At 63.8% G+C, this 16,351-nt stretch carries 9 protein-coding genes and 3 rRNA genes; 2 read left to right on the top strand and 10 right to left on the bottom strand.

All coding sequences use genetic code 11. From position 1 onward, the window contains the following. Positions 1 to 172: 172 nt before the first annotated feature. From rrf to ASD65_RS16305, 3 genes are all read right to left on the bottom strand, one after another. A 5S ribosomal RNA gene (gene rrf, locus ASD65_RS16315) occupies positions 173 to 289 on the bottom strand. Between the two features lie 137 nt (positions 290 to 426). Further along, positions 427 to 3,531 (bottom strand): 23S ribosomal RNA (locus ASD65_RS16310). 424 nt (positions 3,532 to 3,955) lie between these two features. After that, positions 3,956 to 5,479: ribosomal RNA gene (locus ASD65_RS16305) — 16S ribosomal RNA — on the bottom strand. Together the 16S, 23S and 5S rRNA genes form the textbook arrangement of a ribosomal RNA operon. Before the next feature lie 652 nt (positions 5,480 to 6,131). Here ASD65_RS16305 and ASD65_RS16300 point away from each other — a divergent pair. Continuing rightward, on the top strand, positions 6,132 to 7,178 hold the full coding sequence (locus ASD65_RS16300) for an ATP-dependent DNA ligase (protein ID WP_056224287.1): 1,047 nt from the start codon (positions 6,132 to 6,134) through the stop codon (positions 7,176 to 7,178). Positions 7,179 to 7,191: 13 nt separating this feature from the next. Here the strand turns inward: ASD65_RS16300 and ligD are convergent, their stop codons facing one another. The 6 genes from ligD to ASD65_RS16270 form a co-directional block, all read right to left on the bottom strand. Then, positions 7,192 to 8,220, bottom strand: coding sequence for a non-homologous end-joining DNA ligase (gene ligD, locus ASD65_RS16295; protein ID WP_056224285.1), 1,029 nt, complete (start codon positions 8,218 to 8,220; stop codon positions 7,192 to 7,194). A gap of 44 nt (positions 8,221 to 8,264) precedes the next feature. Beyond that, entirely contained in the window at positions 8,265 to 8,864 is a 600-nt protein-coding gene (locus ASD65_RS16290; RefSeq protein WP_082561838.1) for a dihydrofolate reductase family protein, read from the bottom strand. Next, positions 8,861 to 9,337, bottom strand: coding sequence for an SRPBCC family protein (locus ASD65_RS16285; protein WP_056224284.1), 477 nt, complete (start codon positions 9,335 to 9,337; stop codon positions 8,861 to 8,863). The genes ASD65_RS16290 and ASD65_RS16285 overlap by 4 nt, the downstream gene beginning before the upstream one ends. Positions 9,338 to 9,365: 28 nt before the next feature. Then, a complete protein-coding gene (locus ASD65_RS16280; RefSeq protein WP_235566745.1) occupies positions 9,366 to 9,710 on the bottom strand; it encodes an ArsR/SmtB family transcription factor in 345 nt (114 codons plus the stop codon). A gap of 108 nt (positions 9,711 to 9,818) precedes the next feature. Then, positions 9,819 to 10,868 carry an SseB family protein gene (locus ASD65_RS16275; protein ID WP_082561837.1) on the bottom strand — a complete coding sequence of 350 codons (1,050 nt, stop codon included), beginning with the start codon at positions 10,866 to 10,868 and terminating at the stop codon, positions 9,819 to 9,821. Positions 10,869 to 11,131: 263 nt separating this feature from the next. After that, entirely contained in the window at positions 11,132 to 13,591 is a 2,460-nt protein-coding gene (locus tag ASD65_RS16270) for an ATP-dependent helicase (protein ID WP_056224279.1), read from the bottom strand. Between the two features lie 78 nt (positions 13,592 to 13,669). Here ASD65_RS16270 and ASD65_RS16265 point away from each other — a divergent pair, with 78 nt between their 5' ends. After that, positions 13,670 to 14,080, top strand: coding sequence for a YccF domain-containing protein (locus tag ASD65_RS16265; RefSeq protein WP_056224277.1), 411 nt, complete (start codon positions 13,670 to 13,672; stop codon positions 14,078 to 14,080). Between the two features lie 52 nt (positions 14,081 to 14,132). On the opposite strand, the gene ASD65_RS16260 is transcribed toward ASD65_RS16265, so the two are convergent. Further along, positions 14,133 to 16,199, bottom strand: a complete 2,067-nt coding sequence (locus tag ASD65_RS16260; protein ID WP_200948686.1) for a hypothetical protein — start codon at positions 16,197 to 16,199, stop codon at positions 14,133 to 14,135. Positions 16,200 to 16,351: the final 152 nt, after the last annotated feature.

Here is a 16,351-nt window from a genome sequence, read left to right as displayed (position 1 = left end):
CATTCTGTCGGATCGATCCCCCTCAACGCCCGAAAGTGCACAGGCGATGCGAAGGATTCGAGATCGACGTGCGCGATCGAATCCGGAGGCCACCCGCAGACGCGGGGCGGCGCAACTTCGCGTGTTAACGCGAAATGGCCACCCAGCGTTGGGTGGCCATTTCTCGAAAGAAGTCCGGCGGTGTCCTACTCTCCCACAGGGTCCCCCCTGCAGTACCATCGGCGCTGAGAGGCTTAGCTTCCGGGTTCGGAATGTGACCGGGCGTTTCCCTCTCGCTATGGCCGCCGAAACACTATTGATGTTTCATCGTTCATTAGCATGAGTGCCACACGCAAGTGTGGCGGTTGCTACATAGAGATGTAGCTCATGCGGTTCTCGACCGTACATCGAGAACCACTCAGTGGACGCAAGCACCAGAAACGGTGTGTTATCAAGTCATCGGCTTATTAGTACCAGTCAGCTGCACGTGTTACCACGCTTCCACATCTGGCCTATCAACCCAGTAATCTGGCTGGGAGCCTCTCGCCCGAAGGCATGGAAATCTCATCTTGAGGCCGGCTTCCCGCTTAGATGCTTTCAGCGGTTATCCATCCCGAACGTAGCTAATCAGCGGTGCTCCTGGCGGAACAACTGACACACCAGAGGTTCGTCCAACCCGGTCCTCTCGTACTAGGGTCAGATCCTCTCAAATTTCCTGCGCGCGCAGCGGATAGGGACCGAACTGTCTCACGACGTTCTAAACCCAGCTCGCGTACCGCTTTAATGGGCGAACAGCCCAACCCTTGGGACCTACTCCAGCCCCAGGATGCGACGAGCCGACATCGAGGTGCCAAACCATGCCGTCGATATGGACTCTTGGGCAAGATCAGCCTGTTATCCCCGAGGTACCTTTTATCCGTTGAGCGACAGCGCTTCCACAAGCCACTGCCGGATCACTAGTCCCGACTTTCGTCCCTGCTCGACCTGTCAGTCTCACAGTCAAGCTCCCTTGTGCACTTACACTCGACACCTGATTACCAACCAGGTTGAGGGAACCTTTGGGCGCCTCCGTTACTTTTTGGGAGGCAACCGCCCCAGTTAAACTACCCACCATGCACTGTTCCTGAACCGGATTACGGTTCGAAGTTAGATATCCAGAGTGACCAGAGTGGTATTTCAACAATGACTCCACCCGAACTAGCGTCCGAGCTTCACAGTCTCCCACCTATCCTACACAAGCCACACCGAACACCAATACAAAGCTATAGTAAAGGTCACGGGGTCTTTCCGTCCTGCTGCGCGTAACGAGCATCTTTACTCGTAATGCAATTTCGCCGAGTTCGCGGTTGAGACAGTTGGGAAGTCGTTACGCCATTCGTGCAGGTCGGAACTTACCCGACAAGGAATTTCGCTACCTTAGGATGGTTATAGTTACCACCGCCGTTTACTGGGGCTTAAATTCTCAGCTTCGCCTTGCGGCTAACCGGTCCTCTTAACCTTCCAGCACCGGGCAGGCGTCAGTCCGTATACATCGTCTTGCGACTTGGCACGGACCTGTGTTTTTAGTAAACAGTCGCTACCCACTAGTCTCTGCGGCCTCCAAACGCTTTCGGGAGTAAATCCCTATACGCCGAAGGCCCCCCTTCTCCCGAAGTTACGGGGGCATTTTGCCGAGTTCCTTAACCACGATTCTCTCGATCTCCTTGGTATTCTCTACCTGACCACCTGAGTCGGTTTGGGGTACGGGCGGCTTGAACCTCGCGTCGATGCTTTTCTTGGCAGCATAGGATCACCCACTTTTTATCCGCATCGTGTCTCAGCCTATGTGAGCGACGGATTTGCCTATCGCTCGGCCTACGCACTTGCACCAGGACTACCATCGCCTGGCTTGGGCTACCTTCCTGCGTCACACCTGTTAATACGCTAACCGCACCAGAATGGGGTCGTACGCTAGGCCCAGAGCGTCACCCCGAAGGGATCAGTCACTGGGATTCAGATACTTAGCACTACTGGATTAGCTTGGGCGGTTCTTCGCCGGTACGGGAATATCAACCCGTTGTCCATCGACTACGCCTGTCGGCCTCGCCTTAGGTCCCGACTTACCCAGGGAAGATTAGCTTGACCCTGGAACCCTTGGTCTTTCGGAGGACATGTTTCTCACATGTCTTTCGCTACTCATGCCTGCATTCTCACTCGTGTGGCCTCCACGGCTGGTTCACACCGCCGCTTCGCTGGCCACACGACGCTCTCCTACCCATCAATACGGCTGGACCACGAAGGCCTACCAATAATATCAATGCCACAACTTCGGTGGCGTGCTTGAGCCCCGTTACATTGTCGGCGCGGAATCACTTGACCAGTGAGCTATTACGCACTCTTTCAAGGGTGGCTGCTTCTAAGCCAACCTCCTGGTTGTCAAAGCAACTCCACATCCTTTCCCACTTAGCACGCGCTTAGGGACCTTAGATGGTGGTCTGGGTTGTTTCCCTCTCGACTATGAAGCTTATCCCCCACAGTCTCACTGCTGCGCTCTCACTTACCGGCATTCGGAGTTTGGCTGACGTCAGTAACCTTGTAGGGCCCATCGGCCATCCAGTAGCTCTACCTCCGGCAAGAAACACGCAACGCTGCACCTAAATGCATTTCGGAGAGAACCAGCTATCACGAAGTTTGATTGGCCTTTCACCCCTATCCACAGCTCATCCCCTCAGTTTTCAACCTAAGTGGGTTCGGTCCTCCACGACGTCTTACCGTCGCTTCAACCTGGCCATGGATAGATCACTTCGCTTCGGGTCTAGGACATGCGACTGAATCGCCCTATTCAGACTCGCTTTCGCTACGGCTACCCCACTCGGGTTAACCTCGCCACATATCGCTAACTCGCAGGCTCATTCTTCAAAAGGCACGCTGTCACCCCTACTAAGGAGGCTCCAACGGTTTGTAAGCAAACGGTTTCAGGTACTATTTCACTCCCCTCCCGGGGTACTTTTCACCTTTCCCTCACGGTACTTGTCCGCTATCGGTCATCTGGGAGTATTTAGGCTTATCAGGTGGTCCTGACAGATTCACACGGGATTTCTCGGGCCCCGTGCTACTTGGGATACTCTTCGCGTCAAGAGAGGCATTTCGACTACGGGGTTCGCACCCTCTATGACCGGCCATTCAAAGCCGTTCGTCTATACCTTCTTGTAACGCCGACAGATCGGCAGAACTGTCTGAAAAGTCCCACAACCCCGAATACGCAACTCCTGCCGGATATCACACGTACTCGGTTTAGCCTGTTCCGGTTTCGCTCGCCACTACTAACGGAATCGCGGTTGCTTTCTCTTCCTGTGGGTACTGAGATGTTTCACTTCCCCACGTTCCCTCTACCCGCCCTATATATTCAGGCGGGAGTCACTGGGTCGGCACGCCGCCCAGCGGGGTTTCCCCATTCGGACACCCTCGGATCAAAGTGTGCTTATCCACTCCCCGAGGCTTATCGCAGATTGCTACGTCCTTCTTCGGCTCCAGATGCCAAGGCATTCACCGTTTGCTCTTAAAGACTTGATTTCACATGAGTTTCATCAAAGAATCGGATCGGACAATAAAGTCCGTCTCGAAATTGATAATGATCTTTAAGATCATCTATTACGAGATGACCAAAAGGTCATCTCGAAGATGCTCGCGTCCACTGTGTAGTTCTCAAAGTACGGGCGGTACCCTCCCCCACCACCAGCACACGGCCGGCAACAGAAAAAGGTCCAGAGGTTCGTCTGTGCTCACCCCGTAGGGCAAGCGCATCCGGTCCCTCAGGACCCAACAGCGTGCATGTGCCACCAGTTCGAACAAGACTCTTCCAGCTGCAAGCAGCGTACTAAGCCCGGAACGTTCCAGACGGCACCTTGTCTAATGTTCCACCCATGAGCTACCAGTCGAGAACATACGTCTCGAATCTGGCGCCTGGACACTCCGAAGAGTGCCAGATGCTCCTTAGAAAGGAGGTGATCCAGCCGCACCTTCCGGTACGGCTACCTTGTTACGACTTAGTCCTAATTACCGATCCCACCTTCGACGGCTCCCTCCCACAAGGGGTTGGGCCACCGGCTTCAGGTGTTACCGACTTTCATGACTTGACGGGCGGTGTGTACAAGACCCGGGAACGTATTCACCGCAGCGTTGCTGATCTGCGATTACTAGCGACTCCGACTTCATGAGGTCGAGTTGCAGACCTCAATCCGAACTGGGACCGGCTTTTTGGGATTCGCTCCACCTTACGGTATTGCAGCCCTTTGTACCGGCCATTGTAGCATGCGTGAAGCCCAAGACATAAGGGGCATGATGATTTGACGTCATCCCCACCTTCCTCCGAGTTGACCCCGGCAGTATCCCATGAGTTCCCACCATTACGTGCTGGCAACATAGAACGAGGGTTGCGCTCGTTGCGGGACTTAACCCAACATCTCACGACACGAGCTGACGACAACCATGCACCACCTGTTTACGAGTGTCCAAAGAGTTGACTATTTCTAGCCCGTTCTCGTATATGTCAAGCCTTGGTAAGGTTCTTCGCGTTGCATCGAATTAATCCGCATGCTCCGCCGCTTGTGCGGGTCCCCGTCAATTCCTTTGAGTTTTAGCCTTGCGGCCGTACTCCCCAGGCGGGGAACTTAATGCGTTAGCTGCGTCACGGAGACCGTGGAATGGCCCCCACAACTAGTTCCCAACGTTTACGGGGTGGACTACCAGGGTATCTAAGCCTGTTTGCTCCCCACCCTTTCGCTCCTCAGCGTCAGTTACGGCCCAGAGATCTGCCTTCGCCATCGGTGTTCCTCCTGATATCTGCGCATTCCACCGCTACACCAGGAATTCCAATCTCCCCTACCGCACTCTAGTCTGCCCGTACCCACTGCAGGCCCGAGGTTGAGCCTCGGGGTTTCACAGCAGACGCGACAAACCGCCTACGAGCTCTTTACGCCCAATAATTCCGGATAACGCTTGCACCCTACGTATTACCGCGGCTGCTGGCACGTAGTTAGCCGGTGCTTTTTCTGCAGGTACCGTCACTTTCGCTTCTTCCCTGCTAAAAGAGGTTTACAACCCGAAGGCCGTCGTCCCTCACGCGGCGTTGCTGCATCAGGCTTGCGCCCATTGTGCAATATTCCCCACTGCTGCCTCCCGTAGGAGTCTGGGCCGTGTCTCAGTCCCAGTGTGGCCGGTCACCCTCTCAGGCCGGCTACCCGTCGACGCCTTGGTGAGCCATTACCTCACCAACAAGCTGATAGGCCGCGAGCTCATCCCTGACCGAAATTCTTTCCAACTGCCGACCATGCGGTCGCAGCTCATATCCGGTATTAGCAGCTGTTTCCAACTGTTATCCCAGAGTCAGGGGCAGATTGCTCACGTGTTACTCACCCGTTCGCCACTGATCCAGAAAGCAAGCTTTCCTTCACCGTTCGACTTGCATGTGTTAAGCACGCCGCCAGCGTTCATCCTGAGCCAGGATCAAACTCTCCGTGAAAGAATTTTGCTGCGAGAAGACCGGAATAGGTCAACCCGAGCGAGTTTGATCTGACGATCGGATGTCATTGCTGACATCTCGTTTAATCTCAAAGAAATCTCACCAGCCAACCGAAGCTGACTGCGAGGTTTTTTGGCATTTGACAAGTGCACGCTGTTGAGTTCTCAAGGATCGGATGCTCCTGCTGTTCGGCTTCTCAGCTCCACCCGCAGGGCAACTTCTCTATCTTAGCCCCNTTTTTGGCATTTGACAAGTGCACGCTGTTGAGTTCTCAAGGATCGGATGCTCCTGCTGTTCGGCTTCTCAGCTCCACCCGCAGGGCAACTTCTCTATCTTAGCCCCGCTGTCCGTGCCCGTCAAATCGACGAAACCCGAACCGAAACGCTCCAGACCGAAGTCCGGAACCGCTCCGAGGAGGCAGTCCTCCACCGCGACCCGAGGGCCGCAGACCTTCCGCGTCTCAGCCGAAGCTGCAGGACAGAAGAGGAGGTTGTTTTCCGCTTGAGGGGGGTGAGGCTCTCGGCCTCTCCGCATCCCTGTGGGGCGAACAAGTAAGAATTTACGTGGATCCCGACCACCTCGCAAATCGGATGCACACCCCGGGCGTGTCGCACCTCTCGCGCGGCCGCGGACCCCGCGCCAGGATGGGGATATGCCCTATGAGATTCCCGCTCCGATGCTCGCCAAGGCCGTGCCCGGCATCCCGGATCCTGCCAAGACTCCGGGGGGTCTGAGCTACGAACCGAAGTGGGACGGATTCCGCGGACTCGTCTCCTGGGACGGGCAGGACCTCGAGATCGGTAGCCGTGGAGCGAAGCCGCTGACGCGGTACTTCCCCGAGCTCGTCGAGGCGTTCCAGCGGCTGCTGCCCGAACCGTGCCTCATCGACGGCGAGATCGCGGTGCCACGCGGCGAACCGGGCGCCCAGCGCCTCGATTGGGAATCGCTGACGCAGCGCATCCACCCCGCGGCATCCCGTGTCGCCAAACTCGCCGTCGAAACGCCCGCGATGTTCATCGCATTCGACCTGCTCGCCCGCGGAGACCGCGACCTGCAGTCCGAACCGTTCGAGTTGCGCCGGGCCCAGCTGGTCGACCTGCTCTCGGCCCTCCCCCACCCCATCCACGTCACACGCACGACGACCGACCCCGATCTCGCGCGCCAGTGGCTGATCGAGTTCGAGGGTGCCGGCCTCGATGGGGTCGTGGCCAAACCCCTCGCCCAGCCCTATACGCCGAACAAGCGCACGATGTTCAAGATCAAGCACGCGCGGACGGCGGATGTCGTCGCGCTCGGGTACCGGATCCACAAGAGTGGCGCGGGTGTCGGCTCACTCCTGGTCGGGCTCTACAACTCCGAGGGACAGCTGCACAATGTCGGCGCGGTCTCCGCGTGGAGCGACGCGCGCCGGCTCGAGCTCGTCACCGAACTCGCGCCGCTCGTGCAGACGGACGAATCGGGCGAAGCGATGACCGGAGAAGGCGAGAAGTCGCGCTTCTCCGCGGCCGGGCGCGATTCGTCGTTCGTGAAGCTGCGCCCCGAGCGCGTTCTCGAGGTGCGCTACGACCAGCTCGAGGGGTACCGCTTCCGGCACACCGTGCAGTTCGAGCGCTGGCGCCCCGACCGGGAACCGTCGTCCTGCACCTACGACCAGCTCGAGACGGTGTCCGCGTTCGACGTCGGCGCCGTCCTGGTCTGAGCCGGACGCTGCGTCAGGCCCAGTTCTCGGGATTGATGCGGCTCGGCTGCACGCGGGGCGGCTCCCCCGGCATCTTCGGGAACTCGGGCGGGAACGGCAGTTCGCCGAGCCCGTTCGACACGTCGCGCTCCCACCACTGCAGGAGCGTGTCGATGCGTCCGGGCTTCTCGGCGAACGCGGCCCAGGGGTCGCCGATCTCGGCCAGACGCTCGGGCACCGTCCGGACGGTGAAGGCCGCCGGTTCCACCGCATCCAGTTCATCCCACGCGACCGGGGTCGCCACGGTCGCTGTCGGCAGCGCCCGCGGGCTGTAGGCGCCGGCCATCGTGCGATCGCGATTGGCCTGGTTGAAGTCGACGAAGATCCGCTCGCCGCGCTCTTCCTTCCACCAGTTCGTGGTCACGGCATCCGGCATCCGGCGTTCCAGCTCGCGCGCCGCCGCGATCACCGCATGCCGGACCTCGAGGAACTCGTGCGTCGGCTCGATCGGGCAGAAGACGTGGATGCCGCGGTTGCCGCTGGTCTTGACCCATGCCTCGAGCCCGGCCTCGCGCAGCACCGCCCGCAGCCCGTGCGCGGCCCGGATCGCGTCGCCGAAGTCGGTGCCCGGCTGCGGATCCAGGTCGATGCGCAGCTCGACCGGGTTGTCGGTGTTGCTCGCGAGCGAGGCCCACGGATGGAAAACGATCGTGTTCATCTGCGCGGCCCACACGATGGCGGCGGGCTCCGTGAGCACGAGCTGCGGATGCTTCCGCCCGCTGTTGTACGCGACGGTCACCGCTTCGACGTAGGCGGGAGTGCCTTTCGGCGGGTTCTTGGAGAAGAAGCTCTCGCCGCCGACGGCCTCCGGGAAGCGCTCCAGGGACACCGGCCGATTGCCGTTGGCCGCGAGGAACGGGGTCGCGACCGCGAGTAGATATTCGGCGAGCTCGTGCTTGGTGATGCCGAGCTCCGGCCACAGCACCCGGTTGGGGCTGGAGAGCCGCACCTCGCGATCGCCGTCGGGCCCGGGCACGGTCAGCATGATGAACTCGCTCGCCATGTTTCGACCCTAGGGGCGAGGTGCGACCCTCCGACACCCCCGGATCAGCGCAGGACCGGGAATCGCAGGTGCGTCACGCGCCGAGCCGGGATGACGGTCGTCGGATCGCCCAGACGCACGACCTCCGGCGCGATCCCGGCGAAGAACGGGTGCCCCTCGCCCATCACGATCGGCACGAGATCGATGGCCACCTCATCCAGCAGCCCCGCAGCGAGCGCCTGCCCGGCGATCGTTCCGGCGGCGACACCCACGATCGATTGCCCGGCGATCTCCTTCGCCAGGGCGATCGCATCGGCGATGCCTGTCGTCACGAAATGCGCGTTCCCGGTCGAGCCGTGCACCCAGTCCGTGGGTGCCTCGTGCGTCACGACGACGAAGGGAACGCCGAGCGGATGCTCGCCCTTCCAGCCGTCTGTGATGTCGAAGAGCAGTCGCCCGACCACGAGGCATCCGACCCCGTTCGTCCAGGATCGCCAGTAGTCCGCGCTCTCCGGTGTGAGGTGGAACGGCTCGAGATCGCCGGCGTTGATGATCTCGATATCGCCCGCCTGGTACCAGTCGAACAGCGCGCCGGGGTCGTTGTTCTCGTAGGCGACGAAGCCGTCGAGGGACATCGACGCCGCCGCGATGACCGGTCCGCTCATGATCCCGCGGCGAGCATCTCGTCGAGCTTCTCGTAGCCCTCGTTGATGCCGAACTCCATACCCTGCGCGACCATCTCCTCGAGTGCCTCTATGGAGCCGAACACCGCGTGGTCGACGATCCGGCAACGGCCACCGGGCAGCTCCTCGAAGCGCATCACGTCGAGGCTGATCTCATCCGGCGCGCCCTCGTACTCGAACGTCTGGATGATCAGCTCGTTCTCGCGCACCGTGTGGAAGACGCCGCGGAACGCGTAGCTGCCGTCTGTATCGCTCTGCTCGTAGCGGTAGCCGCCGCCGGTCCGGAAGTCCCACTGCGTGATGTTCGTCGCGAGGCCGCGCGGACCGATCCAGACGGCGAACAGCTCAGGATCGGCGTGCGCACGGAAGACGGCGGCGGGGGATGCCTCGAACTCGCGCGAGATGTCGGCGAAGGCCTGCCCGGGGGTCGCGTCGATGACGACGGGGTTGCTCATGATTCCTTCTCCTTCGATGTGTGCGTGGTCATACGGATGGTGGTGCTGCTGCCAGAACGGCGTCGAGTCGGCGGTACGCCGATTCGGCTTCGAGCCGGTAGCGGTCGATCCAGGAGGTGAGCGCCTCGAGCGCGGCCGCGTCCAGGTGGACCGGGCGACGCTGCGCATCGCGCGTCCTCCAGACCAGCCCCGCGTCTTCGAGCACGCGAATGTGCTTGGAGACGCCCTGCAGGCTGATCTCGAACGGCTCGGCGAGCTCGCTCAGCGTCGCCGGACCGCGGCTCAACCGGGCGATGATCGCACGACGGACCGGGTCGGCCAACGCGGCGAACGCGCGGTCGAGGTCGGCGTCGGGTGCGGCATCGGCGCTCACGTGTGTTCCTTTGTTCAGGCTCATGGTTTATAAACCAATAAGTTGACTAAAGGGTAGAACGGAGCACCGGCCGGGTCAACCCCCACCGGGTACGTCGCCCCGGACGCGTCAGCCGGCGAGGGCGATCACGGGCGCGAGGTCTGCGCGCGACAGCCGGATCCAGGGACCCGCCGGGTCCAGCAGCACACCGTCGAGGTCGGCATCGGAGTGCAGCGCCGCCGCAAGCTGCGCGACGGTGATCGGCACGGGCCGGTCGCCGCGACCCAGCGCGACGATCTCGAGCGGGTGCGTGAACAGCTCGAGGTACCGGGCGCCGTCCGGCGTCCGTGCCTCTGCGATGCCGAGCTGCTCCCCGTCGCCGGCGCGGTTGGCGGCGATCCACAGCGGCGCTTCGGGAATCGCAGCCACGATCCGGGCGGCGGTGTCGGCCGAACGGGTGGCGGCGAGCATCGCCTTGATAGACGGCCCCGTGGGAGCGTCATCCACCGCGCGCTGCAGCAGGTCGCGCGTGAGGGTGAGTCGTGCCGGCGGCGAGGTGTGGTCCAGGATGACGCCGGCGTAGGGCTGACTCAGTACGCGGCGCAGCACGGTGAGTGCCGGCTGGCCCATCGCGGTCGTGTCGGTGATCCCGTCGCTGAGGACGCTCGCCTGCAGCGCCGCACCCCCGCTGTAGATGAGCACGAACTGCTGGTCGCCCTGGGTGGCCACGGCGAGGGCGGGTTCCTTGCCCTCGGCGAGCACCGCGCGCACATCACCCTTGACCCGCAGGTACACCTGTCCCTGAAGCAACTGGCGGACGACGGTGAGGATCTCCTGCGGCACAGGCGGCTCCGACAGTCCGGCCAACGCGTCGCGCAGCAGCACGTTGTCGCGCAATCCCGGCACCGTCTCGGTGGGTGCGGGCGATTCCGCCGGCGGAGTCGGGGCGGGCGCGGCGGCGGGTGCCGGCGGTACCGCGGTGGCGCCGACGCCTCGGAAGGCCGAGACCGAGATCCCGACGGATGCCTCGGCTGCGGGCTGCGCCGGGTCCGGCGTCGCGGTGTCCACTTCATCCGGCGCGGCGACGGGCGCGGCAGCGGCCTTGTCCGGCGTCGTCACCGGCTCGGCGTCGCCGGGTGTCGTGGTCGGATCGGACCGTTTGCGGGAGAAGAGTGCCACCCCGCGAGCCTAATACCGGCGGGCGGAGGCCACGCCGCGGCAACCGCTTCGTCGGAGATAGCCACACAGTCGGATCAGATCGACTCCCGGCATCCGACACCGCGGCGAAATCCGACATCGTGAAGCCGGCGGCCCACGCCGCGGCAACCGCGGCGTCGGAGATAGCCACACAGTCGGATCAGATCGACTCCCGGCATCCGACCGTATGGTGAACGCCGACGTCGTGATGCCGATTCCCGGCCCGCGAGCTGCCGCTCGCCGGGTCAGATCTTCTCGATCGGAGCGATCTTGATGAGCAGCTTCTTGGCGCCGGCCTTGTCGAAGCGGACGTGCGCGACGCGCTTGGCACCCTCGCCGGTGACGGCGTCGACCTTGCCCTCGCCGAAGTCCTCATGACGGATGCGGTCGCCCGAGGCCAACACCATGTCGCCGTTGTCGCGGACCCGCGCAGGGATCCGGTTCGGGAAGCGGTCGAGCGAGGTCGACTTGGGCACGAGGGCGTCGCCGAAGCGACGGTTGCCTTCGATGGCGCGCGGACCGCCGCCCTGGCCGCCGGGGCGGCGCGCGTTCAACGCGCGGGACTGCGTTCCGCCGCGCGAATTGACGTCGCCGGGCGACTGTCGCCAGTCGATGAGCTCGGCCGGGATCTCCTGCAGGAAGCGGCTGGGCATCGCGACCGACACCTCGCCGAACTGCGCGCGCGTCATCGCCAGCGACAGGTAGAGCCGCTTGCGGGCGCGGGTGATGCCGACGTAGAACAGCCGGCGCTCCTCCTGCGGACCGCCCGGCTCCCCCGCCGAGATCCGGTGCGGAATCAGGTCCTCCTCGACACCGGTCAGGAACACCGCGTCGTACTCGAGGCCCTTCGCGGTGTGCAGGGTCATCAGCGACACCGAGCCCGAGGCATCCTCGAGGTCGTCCGCATCCGAGACCAGCGAGACCTCGGTGAGGAAGTCGATGACCGTGCCGTCCGGGTTGTTGCGGGCGAACTCGCGCGTGACGGCGATGAGCTCGTCGAGGTTCTCCAGCCGCGCTTCGTCCTGCGGGTCCTTGCTTCGTCGCAGCGCGGTCATGTAGCCGCTCTTCTGCAGCAACAGGGTCAAGCCCTCGGCCACCGAGGTCGGCGGCGGGATCTCACCGGAGGCGGGGAGCAGGATGTCGGTCGCCTCGGCGAGCACCGCATCCAGCTCGGCGATCGCGGCCTGGATCTTGGGGCCGACGCCGAGCGCCGAGGAGTTGGCGAGCGCGTCCCGGAACGTGATCTGCTCGTCGGCCGCATAGCGCGCGATCGCGGACTCGGTCACATCGCCGATCCCCCGCCGCGGCCGGTTGAGGATGCGGCGCACCGCCATCTCGTCGGCCGGGTTCACCACCGCGCTCAGGTACGCCATCGCGTCCTTGATCTCGGCGCGCTCGTAGAACTTCGTGCCGCCCATGATCTTGTACGGGATCGCGGAGCGGATGAAGATCTCTTCCAGCGCGCGGGACTGCGAGTTTGTGCGGTAGAACACGGCGATCTGCGAGTAGTCGACGCCGGCACGGCGCAGCACCTCGATCTCATCGGCGATGAACTGCGCCTCATCGTGCTGCGAGTACCCGGTGAAGCCGATGATCTTCTCGCCGGGACCGACGTCGGTCCACAGCTTCTTGTCTTTGCGGTCGAAGTTGTTGCCGATGACGGCGTTGGCCGCCGACAGGATGTTCTGCGACGAGCGGTAGTTCTGCTCGAGCAGCACCACCTTCGCGCCCGGATAGTCGCGCTCGAACTCGGTGATGTTGCGGATGTCTGCGCCGCGGAACGCGTAGATCGACTGATCGGAGTCGCCGACGACGGTGAGGGATGCCGCATCCCCCGGCTCGGGCTCGGCTTCGAAGATCATCATGCCGCCGGATGCCTCGAACGGCTTCGCGTCGGAACCCACCGGGCGCGTCAACTCGCGGATCAGGGCGTACTGGGCGTGGTTGGTGTCCTGATACTCGTCGACCAGGATGTGCTTGAAGCGGCGACGGTAGGCGTCGGCGACGTGCGGGAACGCACGGAACAGGAACACCGTCTGCCCGATGAGGTCGTCGAAGTCGAACGCGTTCGCCTTCTGCAGTGCGCGCTGGTAGTCGCCGAACACCTCGACGAAGACCCGTTCGGCCGGGTCTTCCATGTTCGCCGTGCGGGCGTAGGACTCGGCATCCGACAGCTCGTTCTTGAGCTTGGAGATCTTGCCCATCACGGCGCCGGGCGTCAGGCCGAAGGCATCCGCCTCGCGTTCCTTGACCAGGCGCTTGATGAGGGCCCGCGTGTCACCGGAGTCGTAGATCGTGAACGACTTGGTGAAGCCGAACTGATCGGCCTCGCGGCGCAGGATGCGGACGCACGCGGAGTGGAACGTGGAGATCCACATGCCCTGGGCGTGATCGCCGATCAGCTGGGTGACGCGCTCGCGCATCTCGCCGGCCGCCTTGTTGGTGAACGTGATGGCGAGGATCTGGCTCGGCCAGGCGTCTTTGGTGCGCAACAGACTGGCGACGCGGCGCGTGAGCACGCTCGTCTTTCCCGAGCCGGCGCCGGCGACGATCAACAGCGCTTGACCACGGTAGATCACGGCCTCGCGCTGGTGGGGGTTGAGCCCCTCGAGGAGGTCTTCGTCGGGGCGCGCGGAAGCTGCGGACGCGCCGACCTGCGGGCCACGGGCTCCGCTCACGATCAATGGTCTGGATGCGTCGGTCATGGCCTGTCAAGTCTAGGCGTCGGACCCGACACGGTCACGGACCGGGGCTCTCCCAGCGCGAGCCGACAGAATGGGCTCGTGCGCACCGTTCTCAACGTCATCTGGCTGATCCTCGCCGGCTTCTGGCTCTTCGTCGGCTACATGGCCGTGGGAGTCCTGCTCTGCATCCTGATCCTCACGATCCCGTGGGGAATCGCCTCGTTCCGGATCGGGCTCTATTCGCTCTGGCCGTTCGGCCGCACGATCGTCTCGAAGCCGACCGCCGGAGTCGGATCGTTCCTCGGCAACGTGGTCTGGGTGATCCTCGCGGGCTGGTGGCTGGCGCTCGCGCACATCGTCTCGGGCATCGCGCTGTGCATCACCATCATCGGGATCCCGCTCGGCATCGCCGACTTCAAGCTTGTGCCCATCTCGCTCATGCCCCTCGGCAAGGACATCGTCCCCACGACCGGCGCCGGGGCGTTCGGGACGGCCGCACCGCGGGTGTGAAGCCCGGCCGCCGCTGCGCTGACGCAGCGGCACCGGGCTCCGCGCCCGTCGGTCACCAGACGCGGGCGGCCTCCCACATCCGGGTGTACGCCTCGGCGCTGTTCATCAGCAGCTCCTTCAGCGCGGGCCCGTCGGCACCGGCCGCCAGCACGACATCGGCCGTCCAGTCGGCGAGCAGGCCGTAGTTGGCCATGCCATCGGTGTTCAGGTCGTACGTGCGCTGACCGACCATCTCCCGGTCGACGGTCGCGCCATTGAGAGCCGTGAACGGGTAGACCAGCGGCAATTCGGCCGAGTTGGAACGAGCCGCCGCCTGGTTTCCGAGGCCGTTGACGTCGGTGCCGAAACCGTAGCCGGTGACCGATCCCGGGCTCATCGCCGCGCTGTTGTCACGCCAGTCGTTGAGGAAGCCCCCGCGACCGGCCTGGGGTTCCGCCGAGTTGGCGTAGCTCGCGACGAATCCGCCCGCGTCGGCGATCCGCGCGATGATGCTCGTGTCCGACCAGGAGTGGGTCGTCGCGACGCCGGAGTAGCCGGCCGCCTCGGTCTGATCGAGCACCGCATCGGCCGTCTTGATGCCCATGTGGTCGATGTTGATGACCATGCCGCGATCCATCATCTGGTCGATCAGGTAGCCGCCGAGCTCGGTCAATCCGCGGATGTTGCACACGCCGCCCTGCGGGTAGACCGGCGCGACCGTGCCGTGCGGCAGGCCCGTGACGGTCTTCAGCAGCGCCGCGATCTCGTCGCTGCGCAGCGGCTGCTCGTTGTCGGTCGCGCCCTCGCAACTCTCGGCCTGCCAGAAGTGGCCCGTGCTGATCCGGTTGCCGATGTTCACCGCCGCGCCCTGCGCGCCCGAGTCGAATCGCGTGCCGCCGAAGGCGTTGTCGAACTTGTGCACGGGATACAGCCCGCTCACCCCGAACGACTGCAGTTCGTCGAGCCCGGCGTCGATGTCGGCGGTCGTGCACTGCGCGACGTCGTTGATCTCGCGGCATCCGAACAGCTCGGAGTTCTCCGCGCCGACGATCACGGCGAGCTTGCCCTGGGCGGCGATGGCCCGCACATCCTCGGGGGTGGCGGCGATGCGGAACCAGCCCATGCCCGGTCCGCCCGACTGCGCGTCGACGTAGTCCTGCATGTCGCGCAGGTACTGCGCCTGCAGCCGCAGCTGGTCCATCTCGTTGCAGCTGGTCACCCGGTCGGGGTAGATCTCGCAGATCACGCGGTTGGCGACGAGGAGCGCGTTGTGCACGCGCTCGCCCGATTCCCACGCCCGCTGGATGCCGCGGAAGTACGCCTGCTCGTGCAGCAGAGTGGTCGGGGTCGGCCAGTCCTCGAACGTCGGCCATCCCTTGGGATTCATGAACGGGTCGGTGCCCGCGATGAGCGCGCCGCCGTAGCCGCCGAGGCCGAGTGCGGAGTGCGAGAGGCAGCCGGCGAGGGCGACCTCGACGCCGCCTTCCGCGAACGGCGTGCCGCAGCGCAGCCCGCCGCCGAACGCCTTCGCGGCGGTGATGTGCGCGTGCGCGTCGATGAACCCGTTCAGTGTCCCGTCGGCGTTGACCGCGGGCTCAGGCGTTCCCGAGACGCCGGTCGCGACATCCGCCGCGTTCGCGCACCCGGTGGCGGGGGTCAGCGTGACCGAGCCGCTGCCGGCGACCCACCCGCCCAGGAGGCTGCGGGTGCCCTGCCCGGTGAGGGTCGAGGAGATGCTGTAGTTCGCGCCGGTCTTGGTGATGGTCCAATCCGCCCGCGTTCCGTAGCTGCTGCCCGGCATGACGGTGCCGAGCACGCTCATGTAGAGCTGGCCGCCGCGCGCGTCGATGAGCCGGTAGCGCCCGAGGTCGGTGGCTTCGAAGCGGATGGGGACGGCGGATGCCGCGCTCCCCCGCGTGCCGTAGCCGACGCTGCCGCGCGTGACGTGCGTGGAGGCGCCGCTTCCGGTGCGCAGGATGGCGCATGTACCGTCCAGGTCGTTCGCCGGTTCGGCGGCGACCGCGCCCGCGGGGAGCTGGGGAGCGATCACCAGCGCGACGGCCGTGGCGACGGCGAGAAAGCCGCCGATGACGCGCCATCGGCGCTGATGTGTGGTGCGGATGTGGATCTGGGGGTTCACTGCATCCTCCTCGTACGTCGTTGTCGAGATCGTCCGGAGGCTACTGCCAACCTGTGAGTCGGCTATGGAATCTTGTGGGAATATCACAAATCAGAACGGTCAACCGCCGTCCATCCATGCCTCATCGCGCATATCCGGGCCGGGTGGGCCCG

The organism is Microbacterium sp. Root61 (genome assembly GCF_001427525.1).
Classification (GTDB): domain Bacteria; phylum Actinomycetota; class Actinomycetes; order Actinomycetales; family Microbacteriaceae; genus Microbacterium.
Note: the sequence above shows the minus strand (reverse complement) of the source record. Positions and strands in the feature narration are given on the sequence as shown.

Excerpts from the sequence above, each read along its gene's own strand:
- ASD65_RS16300 (WP_056224287.1), top strand. The coding sequence starts at position 6,132 with ATGCCCTATGAGATTCCCGCTCCGATGCTCGCCAAGGCCGTGCCCGGC.
- ASD65_RS16290 (WP_082561838.1), bottom strand. The coding sequence starts at position 8,864 with ATGAGCGGACCGGTCATCGCGGCGGCGTCGATGTCCCTCGACGGCTTC.
- ASD65_RS16270 (WP_056224279.1), bottom strand. The coding sequence starts at position 13,591 with ATGACCGACGCATCCAGACCATTGATCGTGAGCGGAGCCCGTGGCCCG.
- ligD (WP_056224285.1), bottom strand. The coding sequence starts at position 8,220 with ATGGCGAGCGAGTTCATCATGCTGACCGTGCCCGGGCCCGACGGCGAT.
- ASD65_RS16285 (WP_056224284.1), bottom strand. The coding sequence starts at position 9,337 with ATGAGCAACCCCGTCGTCATCGACGCGACCCCCGGGCAGGCCTTCGCC.